The following is a 25,349-nucleotide window of genomic DNA, read 5'->3' on the forward strand; positions in this document are numbered from 1 at the left end:
AAGAAAAAATATTCTTCATATTGACATTTAATTTCTTTTTAATAGAATGAATCCATGAAACATAATTTCATAACAGTAGGTGAAGACATGCTGGAAAAACTCACGACCGAGAAAAGAAATCCGAAGAGCATGAACATCGATACACTTCCGATCAGGGAACGCCTGCTGCTCATGGTTGAAGAGGATGCCGGGATTCCCGAAGCCATCCGGAAACAGATTGATCCGATTGAAAACGCTGTCAGCCTTGTGATTCAGGCGTTCCAGAAAGGCGGACGGCTGATATATGCCGGAGCCGGTACGAGCGGGCGGCTCGGCATTCTCGATGCATCCGAATGCCCGCCGACTTTCGGTGTCGATCCGGGCATGGTCCGGGGGCTGATCGCCGGAGGTGAACAGGCGATCATGAACGCGATCGAAGGTGCTGAAGATGACGCGGACCAAGGAGCGCAAGACATCGCCGACCTCCCTGCCGGACCGGACGATGTCGTTGTCGGAATCGCCGCCAGCGGAAGAACGCCGTATGTCATTGGTGTGCTTAAACAGGCAAAACAGTTAGGGGCGAAGACGGTCTCCCTCAGCAACAACGAGGGCTCTGAGATCGGGCGCGTCGCCGATGTGGCCATCGAGGTCGTGACCGGGCCGGAAGTCATCACCGGTTCGACGCGGCTAAAAGCCGGTACCGCCCAGAAACTGGTGCTGAACATGATTTCCACCATTGCGATGACGGGGATCGGAAAAGTGTACGGCAACCTCATGGTCGACGTGCAGCCCACCAACGAGAAGCTGGTCAAACGCGCCAAGCACATCATCATGGAAGCAGCCGGCGTGGACTTTGAAACGGCGGAGGAGGCCTACGAAAAAGCCGGTGAACAGGTCAAGCCGGCCATCGTCATGCTGCTCCTCGGCTGCTCTCTCGAAGAAGCAAATGCGCACTTGGTAGAAGCGAAAGGGTTTATCAGGGAAACTCAGAGATAATCTGGAGGGGAAATGATGAAAAAAGAAGAAAAGCTCGCAAGGGGGATTCTGGACCATATCGGCGGCGGGGACAACATCCGTTCCTTCACCCACTGTATGACCCGTGTCCGTCTGGACCTGAAAGACGAAAGCAAAGCTGATATTCAGGCACTGAAAAACACGGACGGGGTCATGGGGGTCATCGAGGACGAAACACTTCAGATCGTCGTCGGCCCGGGCACAGTAAACAAGGTGTCCGACCAGATCACAAAAATGACCGGCAAGCGGATGGGTGAAACCGTAGATGCCAACGAAGATGACGCCGTGAGCCTGAAAAAGTCCGAGCTCAAGAAGAAAAACAACACACCTGTCAAAAATCTGCTGAGGAAGATCGGAAGCATCTTCATCCCGCTCATTCCTGGTCTTGTTGCTTCCGGAATCATCAACGGAATCGCCGGATTTGCCAAAAACGCCGGAGTGGATGAAACGGAGACATGGATTCAGATCCTTACTCTCCTCGGAGGAAGCATCTTCGGCTACCTGGCAATCGTCGTCGGCTGGAACACTGCGAAAGAGTTCGGGGGAACTCCGGTCCTTGGGGCCATTGCCGGAATCATCACAATTCATCCGGGCTTGGCAGATATCGTTCTGTTCGGCGAAAACTTGCTTCCGGGTCGCGGCGGGCTGTTCGGCGCCATGTTTGCAGCCTGGCTGATGGTTGTGTTTGAACGCTTTTATAGAAGATTCATTCCGAATGCGGTCGACATCATTGTCACTCCACTGCTCACAGTCCTGACGGTCGGAATCCTGACTATTGTTGCGGTCATGCCCGTCGCGGGCGTCTTGTCTGACGGGATCACAACCGGCATCCATGCCGTACTGGAAGTCGGCGGCCCGGTTGCCGGCGGTCTCCTGGCCGGATTCTTCCTGCCGCTTGTCATGGTGGGGCTTCACCACGGACTGACACCGATCCATATGGAACTGATCAACTCCGTTGGCGCGACGTCCCTCCTGCCGATCCTGGCAATGGCCGGGGCCGGACAGGTCGGCGCATCAATCGCCATCTTCGTCAAATCCCGGAACCAGCGCCTGAAGAACGTCATCAAGGGCGGTCTCCCGGCAGGCCTCCTCGGCATCGGGGAACCGCTGCTGTACGGGGTGACGCTCCCGCTCGGCCGGCCGTTCATTACCGCCTGCATGGGGGCTGCCGTCGGCGGTGCCTATCAGGCGATCATGGATACGGCAGCGGGCGGCATCGGAGTATCCGGGCTTTCACTGATTCCGCTGATTGCGGAGAACAAATACCTGTTGTATTTCATCGGACTCGTCGTCACCTATACAGCCGGATTCATTTTCACTTATTTCTTCGGATTCAAGAAGGAAATGGACGAAGGCTTCTGATTAACTGAGCAGGAGGAGAAAACCGCTGGCTGCAATGCGGGCTTCTCCCCTGCTTTTCTGCATTTGCATCTACCTAAGAAAGGAAGCTGACCATGCTGGGGATTTCTGTTTACCTGAATCAAGCATCTGACGAAAGCTTGGAAGCCTATATCCGGAAGATGAGGGCCGCCGGTTTCCGCGGCATCTTCACTTCTCTTCATATCCCCGAGGACGACCCCGGACAATACGCCGATCGCCTCCGGGCGCTCGGCACGCTCGCCGCAACTAACGAGATGGAGCTGACTGCGGACATCTCCCCGGCTTCACTCGGACATCTCGGACTCACCTTCAAGACGGCCGACCGCCTGCTTGATTGGGGGGTCACCGGTCTCCGCGTCGACTACGGAATCAGCGAGGAAGAAACGGCAGCCCTGTCCCACCGGATGACGGTCGCACTGAACGCCAGTACGCTCACCGGGGAAACCATCCAAAGACTGAAGGAATGCGGCCTCCGGCTTTCTGCGGCTGAGGCGTGGCATAATTTTTATCCGAGGCCCGAAACCGGTCTGGGGATGAACGATTTCACCGAGCGGAACCGCTGGCTGCAGAGCGAAGGCCTGAAAGTCATGGCTTTCGTTCCCGGAGACGGCGACCGCCGCGGCCCTCTATACAAGGGGCTTCCGACACTTGAAGCCCATAGGGAGCGAACTTCCTTCTCCGCCTATCTCGACCTTCTATATAGCGGATGTGTGGACCATATCTATATCGGTGATCCATCAATGAGTGAACGCTCGCTTGAACAGTTCAGCTGTCATGCCAATGGCACCTTCCTCCTCCGCGCCGTGCCGGCTTTTCCCGATGCACAGGCCGCGCTGCCCGGTACGGACCATACAAACCGGCAGGATGCGGCGCGTGACGTGATCCGCTCCGCGGAGTCCCGCATGTACGGCAATGCCGGAGATCGACCGGTCAAACCCGCCAATACGTCGGAGCGTCCCTTCGGCTCAGTGACCATCGACAATTCCCTGTATGGACGCTATCAAGGAGAGCTGCAGATTACCAAACGTGATCTGCCTGAGGACGAAAAAGTGAATGTCATCGGCCGGATCATTGAAGACGACCGGCCTGTGCTCCGGCACATCAAAGGCGGAGATGCATTCCGCATCCTCATGGAAGGCGTCCCACAGGCCTGAGCCGATTCTGCTATACTATTGAGCATAATCCGGCCAGGAAGAAGGAATGGATATGTTCAAGACAATCGGGATCCTTGCCCATGTGGATGCCGGAAAAACAACATTCTCCGAACAATTGCTTTATCATACGGAAGCCATCCGGAGCCGAGGACGCGTCGACCACAAGGATGCTTTTCTCGATAGCCATGCCATCGAGAAAAGCCGGGGCATCACCGTGTTCGCCGACCAGGCGGTGTTCCGCTATAACGGGACCGAATACACGCTGATAGACACCCCCGGGCACGCCGACTTCTCACCGGAGATGGAACGGGCCATCCGGGTGATGGACGCGGCGATTCTTGTGGTCAGCGCGGCCGACGGCGTTGAGGGCCATACCGAAACGGTCTGGGAACTGCTCCGGAAGCACCGCGTCCCGACATACATTTTCATCAACAAGACCGACCGGGAAGGCGCCGAACGGGAAACAGCCTTGACCGAGATCCGGAAGTCCCTGTCGGAAAATGTGGTGCTCCTGGATGACGGGCTGACCCCTGATGTCATTGAGTGGATGGCGGAACGGGATGAAACACTTCTGGAGCATTATCTCGAGGTAGGCTTTGATGAGGAAGTGTGGATTCAGGCAATGCGCCGCATGACGGATGCAGGGCGGATTTTCCCTGCGGGAAGCGGTTCAGCCCTGAAAGACATCGGCGTAATCGAATTCTTCGGATGGCTGGACCGGCTTTCAGGCGGGACCCTGCCTGATGCGGAAGGCCCTTTTGCAGCCCGCGTATACAAGATCCGCCATGACGATGGCGGACAACGAGTCACCTTCCTGAAACTGACGGGCGGACAACTATCGGTCCGGGATGAAATCCAGATCGCGGGTCAACCCCAAAAAGTCACACAGATCCGGAAATACAGCGGACACAAGTACACCGTCCGGGACACGGCCGGCCCCGGCGAACTGGTGGCGGTCATGGGGCTTTCCGGCATCGTGGCCGGAGATCCCCTAGGGGCGGAAAAAGGACGAACAACCTTTTCACTCACCCCTTCCCTGTCTACTGCAGTCCGTTTTGATAAATCCATTCACCCGAAAGACATGCTTGCCCATTTCATGCTACTGGATGCAGAAGACCCTTCCCTCTCCGTCACCTGGGATGAACATTCCAGCGAGATCCGGGTGCATGTCATGGGGCTGATCCAGTTGGACGTGCTTACGGAAGTGATCCGGGAACGGTTCGGAGTGGACATCACCTTTGGAGAGCCATCGATCCTCTATAAGGAAACGGTGCGCTCGGCCGTCACCGGCTACGGACACTTCGAACCGCTCCGCCATTATGCGGAAGTGCATCTGGATATCGCTCCGTCCGAACGGGGTGCGGGCATAACATTCAAGAGCAACTGCCACCCGAACGAGCTTGCCCCGGGCTATCAGAACCTCGTCGGCCAGGTGCTGACCGAAAAGCCGCACCATGGCCTGCTCACCGGCTCCCCGCTGACCGATCTGCAGATCACACTGATCACCGGAAGGGCGCACAATGAGCACACATCCGGCGGGGACTTCAGGGAAGCATCGCTCCGCGCCCTGCGTCAGGGTCTGGAAAAGGCGGACAATGTCTTGCTGGAGCCCGTATACGATGTGAAGATCAAAGTGGCGACCGGACTGATGGGACGGGTGCTGAACGACATCCAGAAAGCACACGGACAGTTCGGAGATCCCGAGACTGATGGAGACGCCGTACGCATCAGCGCACGTGTACCCGTCTCCACATTCATGGGCTATCCTGCTGAATTCTCTTCCTTTACCAGCGGCAAAGGCTCCATTTCCCTTCGTCCCGGCGGCTATGAAGAATGCCACAACCCTGAAGAAGTGGCGGAACGGATCGGCTATGACAAAGATGCCGACCCCGACTATACCTCTTCTTCAATCTTCTGCGCAAAGGGCAAGGGCTATACCGTCCCCTGGCATGAGGCGGAAGCGGCGATGCACCTTTTATAGTTTTATTGCTTACCCGCAATAAGCCGCCCGGCAGACTTTTCTGCCGGGCGGCTTTCACGCTTGCTTACTTGTCCAAGCTTTTTCACTTTGTCTACCGCTTCCTTAAGCAGCTTATCCTGGACAACTGTCTTGTCGGTATCCCACTTGCTGCCCTCCGGCAGCTCGAACTGAAATGCTTCGCAGTACGGGGCAGGCCTATTCATCACGTACTCCACGATTTCATGTTTGATGAAATTCCGTGCTTCCTGAGACGTACGCTTGCCCGTAACCACCTCATGCATCATGGACAGGGTATTGGCCCCTTCATTATCACAGTGGACCGACACCTCACCCTTAGTCCGGTCGACCACGAGGCTGCCCTCCAGCTGGCCGATCGGGCCGACCTTGTCCGCCGGAACATGGTAGTTGATCGTCTGCTCCAGGCAATCGACATGCGGCTCGGGGAAATCATGCGGAATTTCTTCTTTAAAGACGACGGTGCGCTTCCACGGACCGTTGTAGTACCAGGTCAGACGGTTGACTGTCGCCTCGTTCGGCTGGCCGTAGAACTTCACCACCGTCTCTGCCGGAGCTTTCGGAGTAGCCGGCCAGACCGAGATGATTTCCTTCACCAGCTGTTCGTCCACCCGCTCATCCGCCGCAAGAGGCTCACTTTTCTTTGTCACATGAAGTTTAGCGTTCGCCCATCGCAGCTGCAGCAAGCTTCAGCCGGTCCTTGCCGGGCACGTCCTTGGCAAATGGCTGCCTCTGACATTCTTTCATGTCTGTCTCCTCCTAAAAAAGCAATCTAGTTTAGTCATTGCCGGTTTTCCCTTTAATGAACAAACTTTCTGTTTAAACAAGTCAAACCGTTTGCCCGGCCCTGATTCCGGAAGTAGACTGACATTAAACAGGAAAGGAGCCACCCGCATGGAACGTTACAAAATCGACCGGTCAAAAGGGATGGAGATTGGCCTCTATTCACTCGGTGATCATATGATGAATCCGCACAACGGTGAGAAGATCAGCGCGGAGCAGCGCATCCGGGAAATCATTGACGCCGCCAAACTGGCTGACGAAGCCGGCCTGGATGTGTTCTCGGTCGGCGAAAGCCATCAGCGGCACTTTACGACACAGGCGCACACCGTCATCCTCGGCGCGATTGCGCAGGCAACAAAACGGATTAAGATCGCCAGTTCTTCGACCGTGCTGAGCGTCTGGGAGCCGGTACGTGCCTTTGAAGACTTCGCAACAATCGATCTGATTTCCGGCGGACGGGCAGAAATCGTTGCGGGCCGCGGTTCCAGAACCGGCGCGTTCGACCTACTCGGCTATGACCTGAACGATTACGAAGCGCTGTTCGAAGAAAAGCTGGACCTTTTGCTAAAGCTGAACACGGCGAAGGATCCCGTCAGCTGGCAAGGCGAATTCCGGCCACCCCTCAGGAACGCGGAAATCTATCCGCAGCCAAAGGACGGACAGCTTCCGATCTGGCGCGCAGTCGGAGGGCCTCCGGCGAGCGCGATCAAAGCCGGATATGCAGGCGTCCCCATGATGCTGGCGACACTCGGCGGGCCGGCGATGAACTTCACTGTATCCGTCGATGCCTATCGGGAAGCCGCCCGGCGGAGCGGCCATGACCCGAACCGCCTCCCGATAGGCACGACAAGCCTGTTCTACACGGCTGAAACCAGCCAGGATGCACTTCGCGAGTACTACCCTCATCTGCACTACGGCTTCATGGCGATCCGTGGCGGAGGCTATCCGAAGCAGCAGTTCCAGCAGGCTGTCGACCACCAAGATGCCCTCATGATCGGCAGCCCGCAGCAGATCATCGAAAAGATCCTCTATCAGTACGAACTTTTCGGCCATCAGCGCTTTATCGCGCAAATTGATTTTGGCGGGGTGCCGTTTGATAAGATTGCGAAAAACATCGAGCTGATCGCAACAGAAATCATGCCGGCAGTAAAAAAGTACACAATAGCAGATGAAGAATAAAAAAAGAAAGCCTTCCGGTTCGTCTGACGAACGGAAGGCTTTCGCTTTTATCTATAGTGTTCTTATCACGGCGCGAACATATTGATGGTCGTGATGATGATCGGAGCGCCGAATATAACGTCTTGCAGAAAACCGCCGACGATCGGTACGACGAGGAACGCCGTACGGGATGGGCCATACTTGTTGACCGTCGCGCCCATATTCGCCATTGCGTTCGGCGTAGCCCCGAGCCCATGGCCCAGCATCCCGGAAACCATGACCGCAGCATCGTAATCCTTGCCGAGGAAGCGGAAGACAACGAAGACCGCAAATAGAATAATAAATGCTACTTGAACCAATATAATACCAACCAGTGGAAGCGCCAGGCCGACAACTTCCCAGATCTTAATGCTCATCAGAGCCATCGACAGGAAGATCGCCAGGGAAATTTCACCGATGAGGTTGATCTCTTTCATGTTGACCGTGCCTGGGAGCGTACGGTCCACCAGGTTCCGAACGATAACGGCAACGAACATCGCGCCGATATAGGCCGGCAAGACAAAGCCGGTTGCCTCCGAGAAAATTTCCCCGATGTACGTTCCGCCTGCCATCGACAGGGTGATCAACGCAATCTGAATCATGAACGAGCGTTCAGTGACAGGCTTTTCCGCCTCTTCAACGTACGCTTCAACTTTTCCTTCAGTCGGTTTCAGATCGTACTTTCTGATGAGGAATCTAGCGACAGGCCCACCGGACAAGCTCCCGGAAATCAGGCCGAGCGTGGCTGCTGCCATCCCGATCGTGACAGCCGAATCAATGCCAAGCTCTTGGATCGTCTGCCCGTAAGCAGCTGCGCCACCGTGGCCGCCGCTCATTGATACCGCCCCGCTCATGACTCCAAGGAGCGGATCGATGCCGAACACTTTGGATAGCGAGACACCGATGACATTCTGCATGAAGATGAGGATTCCACAGAAAATCAGGTAGATGATCAGGAGCTTCCCGCCCAGTTTAATTAGTTTCATGCTGGCTCCAAGCCCAACCGTCGTAAAGAATGCGACCATGAAGAGCGACTGCAGGGAAGTATCCAATGCAATTTCAACGACGCCCGTCGTTTGGAGAATAAAGGCGAGGATGGCGAAAATCAGGCCTCCGACAACAGGTGCCGGAATCAGGAACCGGTCAAGGATGCCGATGCGATTAACGAGGGCCATTCCCAGCAGGTAGAGGGCCACTGCCAGGAACAGCGTGGTAATCTGGTTAATTTCAATCATATTCTGTCACCTTTCCAAAAAAAAATAGTTCGCGGCTTCCGGACCCGGCCCGTGTCCGATTGATTCGGATTCCCCCTACGGACCGTGAAACGGTCCAGAAAACCGCAACGGTAATAGCGTTTTCAAATATGGCTGAATACGTTTGCACGTATCCTTGTTTTACCCCTTGTTTACCCGATGAACACTTGCCAAGCATGAAAACATTCCTATCCTGTATGTCCGAAAATTCATGGAATCGCTTTCGTAATCATAAGAGGATCGCTCACTTCAGTGATACACTGTTTTAAAGTATAATCAGTTTTGCAGACTTTTTACAACACTAAAACTTAAATACGCACTATTCCAAAAAGTAAATCCGCCAATATTTTCAAAGACCGGAAAGAAAAAGAGACGATTCCGCATCCCTAATTAAAGGGCGCGGAATCGTCTGCAAAAAAACAGATGTTTATTTTAGTTGTCGTATGCATTGAGGGCGTTCACGCTATGCGCGATTGCAGAACCGGCCTTGAGCGCAACCGCCACGAAAATTGCTTCCGAGAGCTCTTCCAGGCTGGCGCCGGCTTTCTTGGCATTTTTCGTATGGAGATCGATGCAGTAAGCGCATCCTGTCGTGTGTGCTGAAGCCACAGCGATCAGTTCCTTTTCCTTCACGCTCAGTTTGCCGGCCTTGAGAGCCGCACCATCGAACTTCACGAACGTTTTGAATGCCTCTTCATCCAGTTCTGCGAACTCCGGCAGACGGTTAAAGTAAGACGCTTTGTAAAACTCCCCGTCACCTTTGCCGTCGTATGCGTTCAATCCGTTTACCCCATGAGCAAGTGCCGATCCGGCTTTGAGTGCAGTCGCGACAAAGATCGCTTCAGCAACTTCCTCTTTGGAGGAGTCGTTTTTCTTGGCATTTCCGATATGCAGATCGATGCAGTAAGGGCAGCCTGTGATATGGGCAACCGCCACGGCGATCAGTTCCTTCAATTTTACGGACAGCTTTCCTTCGGCCAGTGCCTGGTCATTGAACTTGAAGAACGTTTCAAACGCTTCAGGCGCGTATTTTTTCAGTTCGAAAATTCTTCCGAAGTATTCCTTTTTGTACAGGCTGTCTGTTTTAGTTGTAGCAGTCATCTCAAAACTCCCCTTTTCATCTTTTTCTTACTTATCGGTTGAGTCGGAATAGATTGTTTTGTTAGAGCCGAAGAAAGTCCAGTCATCCAAAAAGCCCCTTCCCGATGAGGAAGAGGCAGTATGTAAGCGGCCTTCCTCATCTTTCAAGCTTGCGCTTGCTGGAGTGAGCACCTTGTTACAACGTAACGGTTGCTGCGGGATCTGCGGACCAGTTTCCTCCCCCGGCTCTTGATAAGGTCAAAGTCTATTCAATTAGTAAGATTATCCTAAGCATATCGGACCCCATATCGTCTGTCAACATGAAATCTTCAATCATTTATGAATTCAGCAATTTCTCTATTTGCTGAAGTACCACTTCCACAATGCAAATCCGACAATGGCATAAATAATGATAAATCCGTAAAGCCAGACAGTCAGCATCTCATTCACAAACATGGTCAAGCCCCCTTAGCGCCCCTGTTCCGCCTCTGGAATCAGGACTTCTTCCTGTTTTGATTCCAGAACATTTGCCAATACAAACATGGTCAAAATACCGATCCCGGTCGCCACTGCACCGGCCGTCATCGTGCTTGGGATGATGCCGCTGAAGTAGAGGATCAGGTAGGCAAGGAGTCCGATGATCATTGATGCCTCTGCTGCTCTGGCGGAAGCCTTCTTTCTCCCATACACTGCATATAAAATGGGGCCCAATGTTCCGGCTGCGACTCCGGAAATGCCGATCCACATAATATCTCCCATGTAAGCAGGCGGTTTCATCACAATCAGAAGGGCGATGATTCCCACAACAGGAACGGTCAGCCTGCTGATCCGAAGCGCGATTTTCTCCGCCTTTTCTTCGTCGACTCTGACATAGCCTTTTCTGACCAGGAATTTCAGGAAAATGTCATTGGCAAAAACAGTGGAAATCGAGACGAACAGCCCGTCCGTTGTTGACATGGCCGCAGCCAGAATCACGACACCGAATAATGCAACAACAGCAGCTGGGAATGCCCAGGCCACATATTCCATCAAAGCCAGATCCGCAACGACGTCCCCGGATCCCAGCGCCACCCTGCTATAGAGTCCTCCAAAGAGAACCAATACGCTAAGCGAAGCCACGATGACATAGGTCAGAATCATTTTACCCAGGTCTTTTTCGCTCTTGATGCCCAAAACTTTATTGAATAAGTGAGGTGCGGACGCAAAGGCCCACTGGATGCAGATTGCGCCGATCACTGCACCGATCGAATAGAAGTGAGCCGAATCAGGGTTAAAAACAGTCACGAGATTGGGATCCTGTGCCGCCAGGTTGTCGGTGATCCCGGAAAATGTGGCCGCGATGCCGTCCCTCCAGAAGATTACGATTCCGGATATGAAGATCACAATTCCTGCAATCGCCATCAGAATCACTTGAACGGCATCTGTATAGATATCCGCAAACGCTCCGCCGCCGAAAACATACACCACCACGATGACGGTGATGAGGATCAGGCCGGTACGATAGTCCATCCCCAATAAATACTCAAAAATCCTTGCTCCGGCTACAAACTGGGCGGCAATATAAAAGATGTTAAAAAGCAGAATGAGGCCGGTTCCCACACGCAAAAGGTCGCTATTATAATAGTCCCCAAGCCAATCCGGCAATGAGAGAGACTTCTGCTCTTCATTCAGTTTACGGATTTTCTTCGCGACCATCAGAACTCCTATAGCTCCCCCTCCAATCATCGCAAGCATGAGCCAGAGATTCGTGAGCCCCCACTCATGTGACCAGCCCGGATAACCGAGGAAAGTCGCAGCGCTGAGGTAAGTGGCAGCGAAAGAGAGACCCAGCACAACGGGCCCCAGGCGTCCCCCGCCTATTGCGAAGTCCCGGATGTTCTTTGTTTTCTTTGTGCCGATATAGCCAAGAACGAGCATGATTGCCAGAAAAGCGGCAAACCCGATCCAGGTAAATAGTGTGACAGTGTTCATGGCATTCCCTTCTTTTCCGTTTTACTTCACCAATGACGAAAGTTGTTTTGCCGGGTGGCTTTCAGGCAGACGCGCAGAGCCTGTGCCGAATAGGTTTTCCCGCAATGTCTTTCCCTCATATTCAGTCCGGTAGATTCCCCGCTTCTGCAGCTCCGGAACGACATGATCCACAAACTCACGGAATGTCTCGAGTGAATAACTTTGTGCGATATTGAAGCCGTCCACATCACCTACTGTTGCCCATTCCTCGATATGGTCCGCTATCTGCTCTGGGGTCCCAATGAATTTCGCTGTCCCGTTGCCAAGTCCATGGTTGAGCACGGCTTCCCGCAAAGTCCATTTCTTGTTCGGGTCTTTCGTATACATGTCCAGATTTCCCTGCACGGCATCCGTTTCGATGTCCTCGATGTACTGATCGGGATCATATTTCGAGAAATCGATTCCTGTATGGCCGGAAAGAAGTGCCGCTGTCCCTTCATAGCTCACATGATTTTTCAGGTCCTCGTATTTGGAGAGCGCCTCTTCCTCCGTGGAGCCTACAATCGGAAGGATCATCGGGAAGATCCGGATGTCTTCGGGACTTCTGCCGTGTGCAGCGGCGCGTTTACGCAAATCAGCGGAATAGGCCTGCTGCGCCTGCAGGGAATGGCCCTTTGTGAATACTGCTTCCGCATGCTTGGCCGCAAAATCGCGTCCCCGCGGTGAGGCCCCTGCCTGGAACAGAACCGGTGTCCGCTGAGGAGACGGCTCGGTCAAATGGATACCCGGAACATCAAAGAATTCCCCATGGTGCCGGATTGGATGGACTTTTGACGGGTCTGCAAATGTATCCCCTTCTTTGTCATAAACTACTGCGTCGTCTTCCCAGCTGTGTTCCCAAAGCTTATACACCACTTCGAGGAATTCGTCCGCACGGTCGTAGCGCTGACTTTTCGGGAGTCGTCCGGACAACCCGAGATTGACCGCTTCACTTTCCAGATAGGAAGTGACTACATTCCATCCGAGCCGGCCTTCTGTCACATGATCCAATGTCGAGAGCTGGCGCGCCAATGCATAAGGCTGGGCATAAGTCGTAGAGACAGTCGGTGCAAATCCGATATGTTCTGTCACCTGTGCCATGGCGGAGATGATCAATAACGGGTCGTGCGCAGGCAACTGTACAGCATGGCGGACGGCCGCTTCATGGCTGCTGCCATAAACCGAATAGGTTCCAAGCACATCCGCGATAAAGACAGCATCGAATTTCCCCCGCTCCAATACTTTTGCGGTTTCTGTCCAGAAATCCAGCCCGTTATGGTTAATCCCTTCGTCTTTTTCATGCTTCCAAAGGCCGGTCGAGTGCGGTGACGGTGAATTTTGTACAAAACCATTTAAATGAATCTGCTTTTTCTTCCCCATGAATCGTCTCCCCTTTCAGGTCCTTAACTAACTATCTCCATATAAAAAGTCGGAATAATGGTTGTCGGGTTGCCTTAGCTCTCATACCGCAAGCCCCAAAGCACATCCCGGACAAGCAAAAAAACCTCTTCCCGGAGGGGGAAGAGGCAAATTCATCTATTCCACCCTCATCTTTCAAGCATACGCTTGCTGGAATGAGCACCTTGTTACATCGTAACGGTTGCTGCGGGATCGTAGGACCAGATTCCTCCCCCGTCTCTAGATAAGGAAAACTTCTATTCAGTTAGTAAGGTTGACTCCATGATATAGATATTGAATAAGTCAGTCAACACTGAATACTCAAAATGGTAAAAAAGAACGATGCATGCGACGTGGCATGCATCGTTCCCATCAAGAGTCATCAGAAGTTGGACAGCCTATGATGACCGGAGTTTTAGTAATTAGTAACCGTCTGTTTCGCGGCCTTTTTCAACGGCTTCGTCAACAGCTTCGTTTTGGGCGTTTGTGCCGCCTTCGCCGTATTTCGACTTGACGCCTGCTTCCTGGCCAGGAAGGCGGTCATCATCGCCTTTTGCTTCAATTTCCTTCATCTTCGCCTCGATGCCTTCCTTCACGCGGCGGCCATAGTCTTCATCAGCCTGTGTGAAGTGATGGACCATTGCATCCTGGATGCGCTTGTCACAGATCGATAGCACATCAGACAGGTTGGAGATGAGTTCTTCGCGCTCCCACTCTTCGAATGCGCGGTAAGTTTCGCCGGCCTGTCCGTAGTTGTTCGGACGGTCGATCTGCTCACTCATGACCTTGCCGCTGTATTCAGGGTTGTGAGGCGTGCGCTCGGATTTGTCCGCTTCCTGCAGGCCGCCGACCATGGACGGCTCGTAGTTGATGTGCGGATTGCCTCCTGCTTCTTCCGGTGTGCGCATGCTCATCTGGCCGCGGTGCTGGTTCGTGCGGACTTTCGCTTTTGGCGCGTTGACCGGTAGTTGGAGGTAGTTCGCGCCGACACGGTAACGCTGTGTATCGGAGTAGGAGAATGTCCGGCCTTGGAGCATCTTGTCGTCGGAAAAGTCCATTCCGTCGACGAGCACTCCCGTACCGAATGCCGCCTGCTCAATCTGTGAATGGAAGTCCGTCGGGTTCTCATTGAGGACCATCTTGCCGACCGGCAGCCAAGGGAACTTATCCTCCGGCCACAGTTTCGTATCATCCAGCGGATCGAAATCGAGTTCCGGATGATAGCCGTCCTCCATGATCTGGACATAGAGTTCCCACTCCGGATACTCGCCGCGCTCGATCGCTTCGTAGAGATCCTGAGTCATGTGGGCGACGTTCTTGCCCTGGATCTCCATTGCGTCTTTTGTCGTCAGGTTGCGGATGCCCTGTTTCGGCTCCCAGTGGTATTTGACGAGGACCGCTTCGCCCTTGTCGTTGACCCACTTGTATGTGTTGACGCCCGATCCCTGCATGTGGCGGTAGGTTGCAGGACGGCCCCATGGGGAGAACAGGAATGTGATCATATGTGTCGCTTCAGGCGAACGGGAGACGAAGTCGAACATGCGGCGCGGGTCCGGAACGTTCGACGCAGGGTCCGCCTTGAAGGCGTGGATCATGTCAGGGAATTTCATCGCGTCACGGATAAAGAAGATTTTCAGGTTGTTACCGACAAGGTCCCAGTTGCCGTCTTCTGTGTAGAACTTCACCGCGAAGCCGCGCGGGTCACGGTCAGTTTCAGGAGCATCCTTCGATCCGGCAACCGTGGAGAAGCGGACAAGTACCGGTGTCTTCTTGCCGGCATCCTGGAATACCTTTGCGCGTGTGTACTTCTCGGCCGGCTCGTCACCGACTTTGCCGTATGTCTCAAAGTAACCGAATGCACCCGTACCGCGTGCGTGCACGACACGCTCCGGTACCTCTTCCCGGTCAAAGTGCGACATCTTCTCGATGAAGTGATAGTTCTCCATCATCGCAGGACCGCGGTTGCCGAGTGTTTTGATGTTCTGGTTGTCGATTACGGGATGTCCCTGGCGAGTCGTCAGCGCCTCGCGATCGACCTGCTCGTTTGAACCATTCATCTTTTTGTCTTCCGCCAACATGAAAACCTCCTTGAGATCGTCTATACCCTTATACTACCTGTTTTCAGAATGTTTTTAAAGTAGGAAGGGCTGGTTTGTTTAGAATCACTTTCTAAATAGAATTATTCTAAACAACTTCAAATCAAGTATAATCAAGCCGCAGCCGACTTGCAAATGATTTGAGTATCAATTTTTTATTTTCCCCTATGAGGACAGTCTTATTCATCTCATCTCATATTTATTAATGAAGTTCAATCTCGAATTCAAGAATGAGAATCATCCAATCTAAATGAGAGTGATTTTTCCATATTTGTCAAGCAGGATGATAGTGCCACACTCCGTCTTCCATCGCCTTCTCCACTTTCCCCTGTTCTTCGAGATAGTCGAGATGTCCGATAATCTCAGACATGACAAGCGGGAACTGTGTGTTGTACAGCTTGCCGTAATAGGCTTCTGTGATTTGCGCAGGGACCGAGATGCCGCTTCCGATGAGACTGATCAGCTTCTCACACTTCTTATCCATTCTGGAAATGCGGTCCCGTACAAGTTCCCTGTGATTGCGGATAGAACCGTGATGTCCTGTATAAAGGACATCGGCATCCAGCCGGGCCAGTCTTTCGAGAGAACGGCGCTGCTGGCTGACCGACGGGAGCCGGCTTCCGTTCGCTGCCGGGTCGATGATGGCATTGACGGAAGAGCCGTCAATCAGCACATCCCCCGTAAATGCCGCCCGGCCCTCCGCATCCAGGAATGTGATGCTGTCAGGAGAGTGGCCCGGCGTCTCAATCACCTCAAAACCGAAAACACGATCCCCTTCTCCGATTTCAACGATTTCAGCCTTAAGTGCATACTTCGGAGCTTCCCGTATCGTTTGCTCAAGACGGGCGAAGCGCCCTGTCCCCATCTCACCGCCGCCCATCTCACGGTAGAGCCGCCGGAAAAAAGCAAGGCGCATTTCAAGGAACTCCTTATCGAGCCTCAGCCTCGGAACCGCGTCACGATGCGCATAGACCGGGATATCTTTTTCCTCAAGGATTCTCGGCACGAGCCCGGCATGGTCCTCATGGTGGTGCGTCAGGAGAATGGCATCCAGGTCACCGATTTCTGCGCCCGCCTGTTTTAGAGTGTCCCGAAGCCTGTCCATGCAGTCATCTGTATCCACACCCGCATCAATCAGGACAAGCCCGTCTTCCCTTCGGATAAGGAAGAAATTGATGGTCTTCAGCGTCGGATAGTCCGCCGGCTGAATAACCGGATAAATGGTATATGTCTGTTGTCTGATGGCTTCTGCCATATCCCCACTTCCTTCCCCTCTCACTAAATAGCGGCGATCCTTCCCGCCGCCTCGATCACCGATTCGGCAAATCCGCCGATGGCCCCCATGTGATCCTCATCCAGGCGGGTATTGAACACAGCCTCCACCCGGTTCGTCCATCCCGCATCCCCCTTGGGATAGTCGAAGCTCAGAGTCTGCGTAAGCCGGATGTCACGCTCCCACAGATCCGCAAGCAAGGCTCCGATGCTTTCGCACTGTTTAGCGGCGTCCGTGATCGGTTTATAGAACCGGACACTTAGTGTCACACCGGGCTCTTCTCCCGAAACTTCCAGTATCTCGCCTGCCAGGTCCCTGGCGGATGCCGACAGCTCCACTTCGACTGGGATATCCGGACGATCAGTACGCACAAAACGGATGATGAGCGTGCGGGACAGATCGGCCAGATTCATAACATCAGAACGACCCGTAATCAGAATCCTTTTTTCCAGGTTGTCCAAGTTATATAGGTGATTTTCAAACGCGACCTTGAGGTTTTCAAAAATTGTAGGGTCTGACATTCAGGCCGCCTCCTTTTATCATCAATCTTACGTAAAGTCTTCCAACAGTTCAATAATTCTGAACCTTCTTTTCTATGAAAAGAAAGGACCCGCTTGGCATCAGCTTAAAGAGAGCCATACGGGTACCGGATATACTGGTCAGACCGGCCTGATCGTGATTTCGTTTACATTGACATGGGCAGGTTGGGTGAGGGCGTAGACGATGGCATCCGCAATGTTTTCCGGATCAAGAATTTTTCTGTCGACGCTTCTAGAGCCCATCAGCGGAGTGTCGACCATCCCCGGTGAAATATTGGTCACACGGACACCGGTGCGGGCCAGTTCCTTCTCAAGACCCATCGAAACCGCCCGTACGGCGAACTTCGTCGCACTATAGACGGTGCTTGTCTTGGTCACTTCGTGGCCCGAGACGGAGTCGATGTTCAGAATGTGGCCGGCTCCCCGGCTGATCATTCCCGGCAAAACTGCGTTTGCGCCATATAGCACACCCTTGATGTTCACATCGATCATGCTGTCCCATTCCTCTGTCTTTCCCGAGCGCACCGTTCCGGCGAGCATCTGCCCGGCATTGTTGACAAGGATATCGACGGAACCGTATGCCTCTTGCGCCTTTCGGACAAGTTCTCCGACACTCGTCTTGTCCGCCATGTCGGTCGGTACTGCGATGGCCTCGCCGCTCCCGCTGCTGTTGATCACCTCTTCCACGTCCGTCAGCTTTTCTGTGCTCCTTGCCGCAAGGACTACATTCATCCCCTCTTTGGCGAGCCGCCGGGCTATGGCCTTTCCGATGCCACTGCTCGCGCCTGTCACGATCGCTGTTTTGCCTTGCAGGTTTTCCATTCTACCGCCTCCTGTTCTTCCATCCTATACCCGGGGACGCTGTTATTAGACAGGGGAAGGAAATTGAGATTTGGCCGGTTTCGTCATTCATGGCCCTGATTTCGTCATTCCGGGCTCCAATTTCGTCATTCGTGGCCTTAATTCCGTCATTCGCCCAGGCGAGACGGTCGAATGACGAGATTATCCTGTTGAATGACGAAACCGGGCGGTCGAATGACGAGATTATAGGAGTGAATGACGAAACCACTTCTGAAAATAAAAAAAGCTTCCGGCGTTAACCGGAAGCTGAGGCTTTCCCTTATTCCCCGTCTTCTTTCTGCAGCGTCCTCGAATAGATGAGGCCGGCTGCACCGACCGCTGTAAAGAGAATCGCGCGGATGACGACAGAGACCGAGGCCAGGTCGATGATGAACAGCTTCAGGAAGCTGACAACGAGAATAATGAAGCCGGCGTTCCGCACCGCTTTCCAGCCCATCTTCCTGCCGGCCGTGATTGACACGAACGCGAACAGGAAAAGAAGGAAGGTGTGGACGAAAAGAACCGTCTCTTGTTGCCAGCCAAACTCTCTGACGCCCGAGAAGAGCAACTTGTTCAACAGGAAGAAATAGTAGAACTGAAGCAGGAACGCAATCACCGGAACACCCATCCGGAATTTTGAGGCAAGCTGTCCCCGTATCACTTTTACGAACAGGTAAGTCATCCCGGCCGCGAACAGCAGGCTGACCACGAAGCTGAGCCAGTAGCCGCCGCCCCGCCAGCCGGTCATCGGCATAAACATGAGGACGGCACCGAGTACAAGAAACTCAATCACCCCGGCTTCGGCCACATACCGGCCATGAGCCGACCGTTGAAGGAAGAAGCTGCCGAATGCCAAGAGGCCGATGAGGCCAATCCTCAGATGCCACTCCGGTCCTATTGGCAGATCCACATCCCGAAGGAGAACACCAGACAGACGGAACAGGTAGATCAGGACAACAATCTGACCGGCAATCAGCGCGGCATCGACCTGTGAAGTCTTGATCCATGCGGGCCGGTATTGATAAAACGCAGCATAGACAAGCGCAAGTGTGCCGATGAACATGAGCCATACGGCGTGTTCTGCGGAGAAAATCTCTTGGAACCAGCCAAACGACACCGTGGACAATGCACCAAGTGCATAAAGCCCGCCCGACACGGCAAGCGTCCGCATCGCACCCGAACGGAGCCCGGCCCAAATGCCGGCCGCTCCGACAACGAACAGCAGCATCAGCTTCATCGCCGGCTCATCCATGCGGAAGCTGAGGATGAAGGCGGCGGTTGCCGCCACTGCCAACGTCGACAAGATGTCCTGCAGAGGCGGATCTTTCAACATGGAGGCATACACAGCCAGTGCAGCATACAGAACTGCCAGCACACCGTATGCGGCCTGCAGTGTAGGCTCGTCGAACAGTTGGATCCACATGATGCCGAACACGAAGTTCACATACAGCAGCACTTCCGTGAAGATGAATCTCGGAATACTGCCTTTCAGGTAAAAGAAAAGAAGCGCCAGATGCTGGATAAGTGCGGTAGCCGCAATGAGATTCTCATGCCCGCCCCGTATTCCGTCCAGCACAAGATACAGGAACAGTGTCACGTTAAACAGAAGGAACAGCGCATAGAACGTCACGCGGTGACGGCTTCTGATCGACACGTAGAACAGCGACAGGAACAAAATCAGGACATACGCGCAGAACATGAGCGCGGACGCCCCTTCCCCTTCCAGAAGGAACGGCAGAAGGAAGCCTGCAATCGCCGTAAACACGGTGAGCGTCTCCGACTTTGTCCGTACCGATGCATAGATACCCGCGGCAATATAGGCAATGCCGATCAAAAATGCCGGGACAAGCGGCAGATAGCCGTAAAGCTGATTTGCAGCAAACGTCGTCAGGATCCCGAGGACGATCGTCCCGCCCCAGAGTGTAAGGCCGAATCCGCGCCGGGCATTCCGGACGGACCGGTAGCCCAGATACCCGAGCAGGACGGATCCGAGGTAGCCGAGAACCACCCTGACCCCTTCGGTGATCCAACCCATGTCAAAGCTGACCTTAAGACCCCACAGTACGCCAAGCAGCAGGATGACCATGAACACCCTCGGCAACCAGACCGCAAACTGCTGCTCGAAGTCGAACGGTTTCTGTTCCTTGAAAACCGGCTTCGGAGCCGGAGGAGGAGTATCTTTTTTCCCTGGCTGTACCCGCTTTTCTTCGCCGGGCTGGCGCAGCCAGCCATATGAGCCGGGCGGCTGCATGCTTCTCTGGTCATCCGGCGTTCCATCCGGTTCCGCCATTCCGGGCTGGCCGGCCTCTTCGGGCAGTTCCCGTTCTTCTTCTTTTTGCTTAGGCTCCGGCGGTTCCTCTCCTGATTCTTTTGGACCGCCCAGCCCAATACTCGCCATCATTTCAGACAGGGACGGCGTCCGGGCTTCACCGGTTTCCTCACGCTGCTCTTCGGATTCCATGACCGCCTGTTCATCCTCCGACGATGGCTCCTCTGACAGGGCTGATTTCTCTCGTAGGAAATCCGGCTCAGACGGACTTTCCGGCACATTCTCCGGTTTAGGAGCGGACAGTTCTTCCGGCTCCATCGTCTCAGGTTCTCCCGGTTCATGGCGGTCCGGCTGTTCTACCCGTTTCTCCCCGGATTTCAGCGATATGAGATCCTGCCGCATCGCCCGCATCTCCTCTTCCATAGCGGCGAGGCGCTTCAGCAGCTCTTTCATTTCTTCACTCACGAGGGACACCCCCTTTTCAACTGTGGTGTTCTAACTAATACGCATCGGCAGTGAAATGGTTTCACCGCCGGCCATCTTCTCTCACTCTATCGAATTTCCTGCCGCTCCGGTAGGGGGAAATCGAAGAACAGGGTGCAATGCGGTCAGCGAGAGTACAGGCGACGATCACGAGGTACAAGTAGAGATAACGAATGTACAAGCAACGTCCCTGAGAGTACAGGCAGAGACAACGAGAATACAGGTAACAACCGTTTCTGCAGACAAAAAAAGAGCAGGTTCACAATGAACCTGCTCCCAGTGATTATGCGTTTACTGTTTCAACCTGGCTGCGGACCAGATAGTCGAATGCGCTCAACGATGCCGTCGCACCCGCACCCATCGAGATGATGATCTGCTTATACGCGCTGTCCGAGCAGTCTCCCGCTGCGAACACGCCAGGCACATTCGTCGCGCCGCGCTTGTCGACCACGATTTCGCCGAACTTATTGCGTTCCACCGAGTCGCCGAGCCAGTCCGTGTTCGGCACGAGGCCGATCTGGACGAAGACGCCCGACAGTTCAACATGCTTTTCCTCGCCGGATTCACGGTCGATATAAGAAATGCCGTTTACTTTGTCAGTACCGGTGATTTCCGTCGTCTGGGCGTTTTTCACAACAGTAACGTTCGGCAAGCTGTACAGGCGCTCCTGAAGAACGGAATCTGCCTTCAGCTCGGAACCGAATTCGAGGACCGTCACATGGTTCGTGATGCCCGCGAGATCGATCGCCGCCTCGATACCGGAGTTGCCGCCGCCGACAACCGCAACGTCCTTGCCTGCAAACAGCGGACCGTCACAGTGCGGGCAGTAAGCCACGCCCTTGTTGCGGAATTCCGCTTCGCCCGGGACACCGATGTTGCGCCAGCGGGCGCCTGTCGCGATGATCACAGACTTGCTCTTGAGTACCGCGCCGTTTTCCAGCTCGATCTCGACAAAGTCCTTTTTCTCAAGGCGCTTCGCGCGCTGAAGGTTCATCACGTCTACGTTGTACTCTTTAACGTGCTCTTCGAGGCTCGCTGCGAGCTTCGGCCCTTCAGTGTGCTTTACGCTGATGAAGTTTTCGATCGCTGCCGTATCCAGAATCTGTCCGCCGAAACGCTCGGCGACAACTCCTGTACGAATTCCCTTGCGCGCGGCATAAATTGCCGCGCTCGCGCCAGCCGGGCCCCCGCCGACAACGAGAACGTCAAACGGCTCTTTGTCTTCGAATTCGGAAGCGTCTGCGGTGCTTCCGAGTTCTGCGAGGATTTCTTCGATTGTCTTGCGTCCGTTCGTGAACGGCTCGCCGTTCAGGTAAACGGTCGGTACAGCCATGATGTTCTTGCTTTCAACTTCTTCCTTGAACACCGCACCGTCAACCATCGAGTGTGTGATGTTCGGGTTCAGGACACTCATCGTGTTGAGTGCCTGCACCACTTCAGGGCAGTTCTGGCAAGTCAGGCTGATGTAGGAAACAAAATGAAGTTCATCTTTGATGTTCTTCACTTGCTTGATCACTTTCTCATCCACTTTCGGTGCACGTCCGCTTACCTGAAGAAGTGCAAGGACGAGAGAAGTGAATTCGTGGCCGAGCGGCGTGCCGGCAAAGACGATGCCGGTTTCTTCGCCCGGGCGGCTCACACTGAAGCTTGGCGTTCTTTCCAGCTCAGCCTGTTCCACTTTGATGCGGGACGACATGGCTGCCAGTTCATCGGTCAGAGCCGTCATTTCCTGGGATGCTTTATCAGATCCCGCACTGACCTTAAGGACAACATCGCCCTCCATCAGTTCGAGATACTGTGCAAGTTGCTGCTTGATCTGTGCATCGAGTGCCATGTGATCTCTCCTTAAATTTTGCCTACGAGGTCAAGGCTTGGCTTCAATGTTTCTTCGCCTTCCTGCCATTTTGCAGGGCAGACTTCGCCTGGGTTGTTGCGGACGTACTGAGCCGCTTTGATCTTGTTCACGAGCGTGCTTGCGTCACGGCCGATGCCGTCAGCGTTGATTTCAGCTGCCTGTACAACACCATCCGGGTCGATGATGAATGTGCCGCGCTGTGCAAGGCCCTCTTCTTCGTCGAGAACGTCGAAGCTGCGTGTGATTTTCTGGGAAGGGTCACCGATCATGACATATTCCAGTGTGCTGATCGCTTCGGAGTGGTCGTGCCATGCCTTGTGCGTGAAGTGAGTGTCTGTCGACACAGAGTAAACTTCTACGCCGAGGTCTTTCAGTGTCGCGTATTCTTTCTGCAGGTCGCTGAGCTCAGTCGGGCAGACGAATGTGAAGTCGGCTGGGTAGAAGCAGACGATGCCCCATTTGCCTTTCATGCTTTCGTCAGTCACCTCGATGAATTCGCCTGTGCCTGCGTTGTACGCGTTCGCTTTGAATGGTTCGATTGTTTTACCGATAAGAGACATTAAAAATTCCTCCTGTTTGTATGTATTTTATAGTTGTTCGACAGTGGCGGAAAACCATCTCTATCTACTTAACTATAATAATTCTAATCACATACTCATTATTATATGAATCTCGCCTATAGTCAACCGATAAGCGGCCGTTGTTCAGATTGACACGAATTGTTCGAAATGTCGGGGATCACCGGGGTATTCTTTAAATACAGGAATTCTTGCCTCTCGCGTGTGCGGCAATTATCATCTCTGAAGTGTGATTTAACCGCTTAATATTCTCAATATACACAATATTTTTTCAACAGAAGATCAGCATACCTCTTCATTATAAAACAATATTTGGAATCAAGAATGTTTAAAAGAGAATGTTCACACAAAGACCTAAAAGAGTTGTCAGTTTAAAATAGATAGATACAGGCGTCTCCATTTCTATGATACAGATTGTATAATCAAGATGTAACATAAACGGAAGCCAATAACTTAACCAGATCTTCTTCCTATATATAAATCGGTGATCACCATCAGAAAGGAGGAGTTGAAGGAGCGGCGCTTAAGTTGTCAGCTTCCCTAAACAACCAAAGAGGTGTCAAACATGAACCTGAAAAAGCTATTTCCTATCAGTTTGGCCGCCCTGTTGTTGCTCAGTGCCTGTGCACAGTCCGATCTTGCCGAAGGAAAAAACACAGAAGCCGCATCCGAAAATAGCCAGGCAACGGTTGAAACGATTAAAGGAACTGACGTTTTTGCGCCCCATGCCCAAGTAAATCAAGAACCGATTCCGCTCCGGGTAGAACGTACCGGACCAAGCGAAGTTCACGTGGAAATGACGGCCCAGGTGACCGACATTGAAATCGATAAAGGTCTGATGTACAAAACCTGGAATTTCAACGGCGAAGCACCGGGGCCGGTCGTCGTGGTCAACGAAGGCGACGTTATCAATTTCACCCTGAAGAACATGGATCCGGCAGTACCGCACAGCATGGACTTCCACGCTGTGCACGCCGCTCCTTCGGAAAAGTTCACCGACGTCCTGCCCAATGAAGAAGGAACGTTCACTTATCCGGCGAACAACCCGGGAGTTTTCATGTATCATTGCGGCACCCCTCCTGTCCTGTCCCATATCGCCAACGGGATGCACGGGACGATCATCGTGAAGCCCAAGGACGGTTATCCGACAGATCAGGAGGTAGACCGGGAATTCGTCATCATCCAGAACGAATGGTACAACTACAACGACTTGGATGACATGACTTTTGGAGAGCCGAACCAGGTGGTCTTCTCCGCCAAAGCCCTGAACGAAGGCGACATCAACACGAACGGAACCACCTACAGCCTAAAAGACTCGCCGCTGCAGGCAAAAGTCGGTGAAAAGATCAGGTTTTATCTTAACAATGTCGGGCCGAATGAAATCAGTTCCTTCCATGTAACCGGTACACTTTTTGATACAGTCTATCTGGACGGCAACCCGAAAAATGTTCTGGACGGCATGCAGACTGTCATGCTGCCGGCAAGCGGCGGTGCAGTTGTTGAGTTTACTGTGACCGAGGCAGGCACCTACTCGATGGTCACCCATCAATTTGACCATGCAACGATGGGGGCTGTCGGCTACATCGAAGTGACCGAATAACTTCAAACTAAAAAGCGGCTGCTGTCCCAAAAGGACACTGCCGCTTTAAGCGTGCCGACTTTCAATGTTGGCGCTTTTCCTTTATTGCTCATCGGGGTCATTTTCCGCGTCTTCATGTGTTTTGTGAACAGTGCCGGGCTTGTGGTCAGGACCTGCATAAATGGAATAAATCTTCAGCGGCTCTTCTCCAAGGGTCCTCACATTATGCCAGGTATCAGCCGGAACAAGGATGACATCTTCCGCATTGACTTCCTTCTCGAAGTTCAGGTTATCCTCTGAAGGTCCCATCTGGCAGAGCCCCTTGCCGCTCTCGACGCGGAGGAACTGATCGATCCCCTTGTGGACTTCCAATCCGATATCGTCGCCAGGCGGTATCGTCATCAGAGTCACCTGGAGCTTTTCCCCTGTCCAGATCGTCGTACGGAAATTCTCATTTTTCATCGTCGCGTCTTCGATATTGAATACATACGGTTCGTTTCCATGGTCTTTGAAATCGATGGTCATCCGCTTCTCCTCCTTGTCTACTTCTACACCCATAGTATTCACTTCTTTACATCAACTGAAACAGACCAATACTAATGTTTGGATTGCCA

The 25,349-nt window shown here is 53.3% G+C and carries 19 protein-coding genes and 2 riboswitches; of the genes, 6 read left to right on the forward strand and 13 right to left on the reverse strand.

From position 1 onward, the window contains the following. Positions 1–87 precede the first annotated feature (87 nt). The 4 genes from murQ (at position 88) to AC6CHQ_RS11490 (ending at position 5,508) form a co-directional block, all read left to right on the forward strand. Positions 88–975 (forward strand): N-acetylmuramic acid 6-phosphate etherase, encoded by an 888-nt coding sequence (gene murQ / locus AC6CHQ_RS11475; RefSeq protein WP_251239929.1) that lies wholly within the window; start codon positions 88–90, stop codon positions 973–975. A 15-nt stretch (positions 976–990) separates the two neighbouring features. Then, positions 991–2,355 carry a PTS transporter subunit EIIC gene (locus AC6CHQ_RS11480; RefSeq protein WP_498081591.1) on the forward strand — a complete coding sequence of 455 codons (1,365 nt, stop codon included), beginning with the start codon at positions 991–993 and terminating at the stop codon, positions 2,353–2,355. A 92-nt stretch (positions 2,356–2,447) separates the two neighbouring features. After that, a complete protein-coding gene (locus tag AC6CHQ_RS11485; protein ID WP_251239931.1) occupies positions 2,448–3,527 on the forward strand; it encodes a DUF871 domain-containing protein in 1,080 nt (359 codons plus the stop codon). 52 nt (positions 3,528–3,579) lie between these two features. Then, on the forward strand, positions 3,580–5,508 hold the full coding sequence (locus tag AC6CHQ_RS11490) for a GTP-binding protein (RefSeq protein WP_251239932.1): 1,929 nt from the start codon (positions 3,580–3,582) through the stop codon (positions 5,506–5,508). A gap of 2 nt (positions 5,509–5,510) precedes the next feature. Here AC6CHQ_RS11490 and AC6CHQ_RS11495 read toward each other — a convergent pair whose 3' ends face one another. Beyond that, positions 5,511–6,134 carry a hypothetical protein gene (locus tag AC6CHQ_RS11495; protein WP_498081592.1) on the reverse strand — a complete coding sequence of 208 codons (624 nt, stop codon included), beginning with the start codon at positions 6,132–6,134 and terminating at the stop codon, positions 5,511–5,513. 283 nt (positions 6,135–6,417) lie between these two features. On the opposite strand from AC6CHQ_RS11495, the gene AC6CHQ_RS11500 reads away from it, so the two are divergent. Further along, a complete protein-coding gene (locus tag AC6CHQ_RS11500; protein ID WP_498081593.1) occupies positions 6,418–7,485 on the forward strand; it encodes an LLM class flavin-dependent oxidoreductase in 1,068 nt (355 codons plus the stop codon). Between the two features lie 65 nt (positions 7,486–7,550). On the opposite strand, the gene gltS is transcribed toward AC6CHQ_RS11500, so the two are convergent. From gltS to ahpC, 11 genes are all read right to left on the reverse strand, one after another. After that, positions 7,551–8,738: a sodium/glutamate symporter gene (gene gltS / locus AC6CHQ_RS11505; RefSeq protein ID WP_251239936.1), complete on the reverse strand. Its 1,188-nt coding sequence runs from the start codon at positions 8,736–8,738 to the stop codon at positions 7,551–7,553. Between the two features lie 450 nt (positions 8,739–9,188). Next, the gene (locus AC6CHQ_RS11510; protein ID WP_251239937.1) at positions 9,189–9,857 is read right to left on the reverse strand and encodes a carboxymuconolactone decarboxylase family protein; all 669 of its coding nucleotides are present in this window, start codon (positions 9,855–9,857) and stop codon (positions 9,189–9,191) included. A gap of 133 nt (positions 9,858–9,990) precedes the next feature. Continuing rightward, positions 9,991–10,095, reverse strand: a riboswitch (SAM riboswitch). 209 nt (positions 10,096–10,304) lie between these two features. After that, positions 10,305–11,807: a sodium:solute symporter family protein gene (locus AC6CHQ_RS11515; RefSeq protein ID WP_498081594.1), complete on the reverse strand. Its 1,503-nt coding sequence runs from the start codon at positions 11,805–11,807 to the stop codon at positions 10,305–10,307. Positions 11,808–11,828: 21 nt separating this feature from the next. After that, positions 11,829–13,205 (reverse strand): LLM class flavin-dependent oxidoreductase, encoded by a 1,377-nt coding sequence (locus AC6CHQ_RS11520; RefSeq protein ID WP_424237796.1) that lies wholly within the window; start codon positions 13,203–13,205, stop codon positions 11,829–11,831. Between the two features lie 164 nt (positions 13,206–13,369). Next, a riboswitch (SAM riboswitch) is annotated at positions 13,370–13,474 on the reverse strand. Positions 13,475–13,645: 171 nt separating this feature from the next. After that, positions 13,646–15,298 (reverse strand): catalase, encoded by a 1,653-nt coding sequence (locus AC6CHQ_RS11525; RefSeq protein ID WP_092055095.1) that lies wholly within the window; start codon positions 15,296–15,298, stop codon positions 13,646–13,648. Positions 15,299–15,593: 295 nt separating this feature from the next. Further along, on the reverse strand, positions 15,594–16,574 hold the full coding sequence (locus tag AC6CHQ_RS11530) for an MBL fold metallo-hydrolase (RefSeq protein WP_424237797.1): 981 nt from the start codon (positions 16,572–16,574) through the stop codon (positions 15,594–15,596). Between the two features lie 23 nt (positions 16,575–16,597). Continuing rightward, positions 16,598–17,113, reverse strand: coding sequence for a hypothetical protein (locus AC6CHQ_RS11535; protein ID WP_251239941.1), 516 nt, complete (start codon positions 17,111–17,113; stop codon positions 16,598–16,600). A 138-nt stretch (positions 17,114–17,251) separates the two neighbouring features. Then, positions 17,252–17,953 carry an SDR family oxidoreductase gene (locus AC6CHQ_RS11540; RefSeq protein WP_498081595.1) on the reverse strand — a complete coding sequence of 234 codons (702 nt, stop codon included), beginning with the start codon at positions 17,951–17,953 and terminating at the stop codon, positions 17,252–17,254. Between the two features lie 298 nt (positions 17,954–18,251). Further along, positions 18,252–20,705: a DUF2339 domain-containing protein gene (locus AC6CHQ_RS11545; RefSeq protein WP_498081596.1), complete on the reverse strand. Its 2,454-nt coding sequence runs from the start codon at positions 20,703–20,705 to the stop codon at positions 18,252–18,254. A 301-nt stretch (positions 20,706–21,006) separates the two neighbouring features. Continuing rightward, a complete protein-coding gene (ahpF, locus tag AC6CHQ_RS11550; RefSeq protein WP_092056065.1) occupies positions 21,007–22,557 on the reverse strand; it encodes an alkyl hydroperoxide reductase subunit F in 1,551 nt (516 codons plus the stop codon). Between the two features lie 11 nt (positions 22,558–22,568). Next, positions 22,569–23,138 (reverse strand): alkyl hydroperoxide reductase subunit C, encoded by a 570-nt coding sequence (gene ahpC / locus AC6CHQ_RS11555; protein WP_092056068.1) that lies wholly within the window; start codon positions 23,136–23,138, stop codon positions 22,569–22,571. Between the two features lie 583 nt (positions 23,139–23,721). Between ahpC and AC6CHQ_RS11560 the strand changes: the two genes are divergently transcribed. Continuing rightward, entirely contained in the window at positions 23,722–24,756 is a 1,035-nt protein-coding gene (locus tag AC6CHQ_RS11560) for a multicopper oxidase domain-containing protein (protein WP_251239944.1), read from the forward strand. An 81-nt stretch (positions 24,757–24,837) separates the two neighbouring features. Here AC6CHQ_RS11560 and AC6CHQ_RS11565 read toward each other — a convergent pair whose 3' ends face one another. Next, entirely contained in the window at positions 24,838–25,293 is a 456-nt protein-coding gene (locus AC6CHQ_RS11565; RefSeq protein WP_285859052.1) for a cupin domain-containing protein, read from the reverse strand. Positions 25,294–25,349: the final 56 nt, after the last annotated feature.

The organism is Bhargavaea sp. GQ12, from assembly GCF_059758705.1.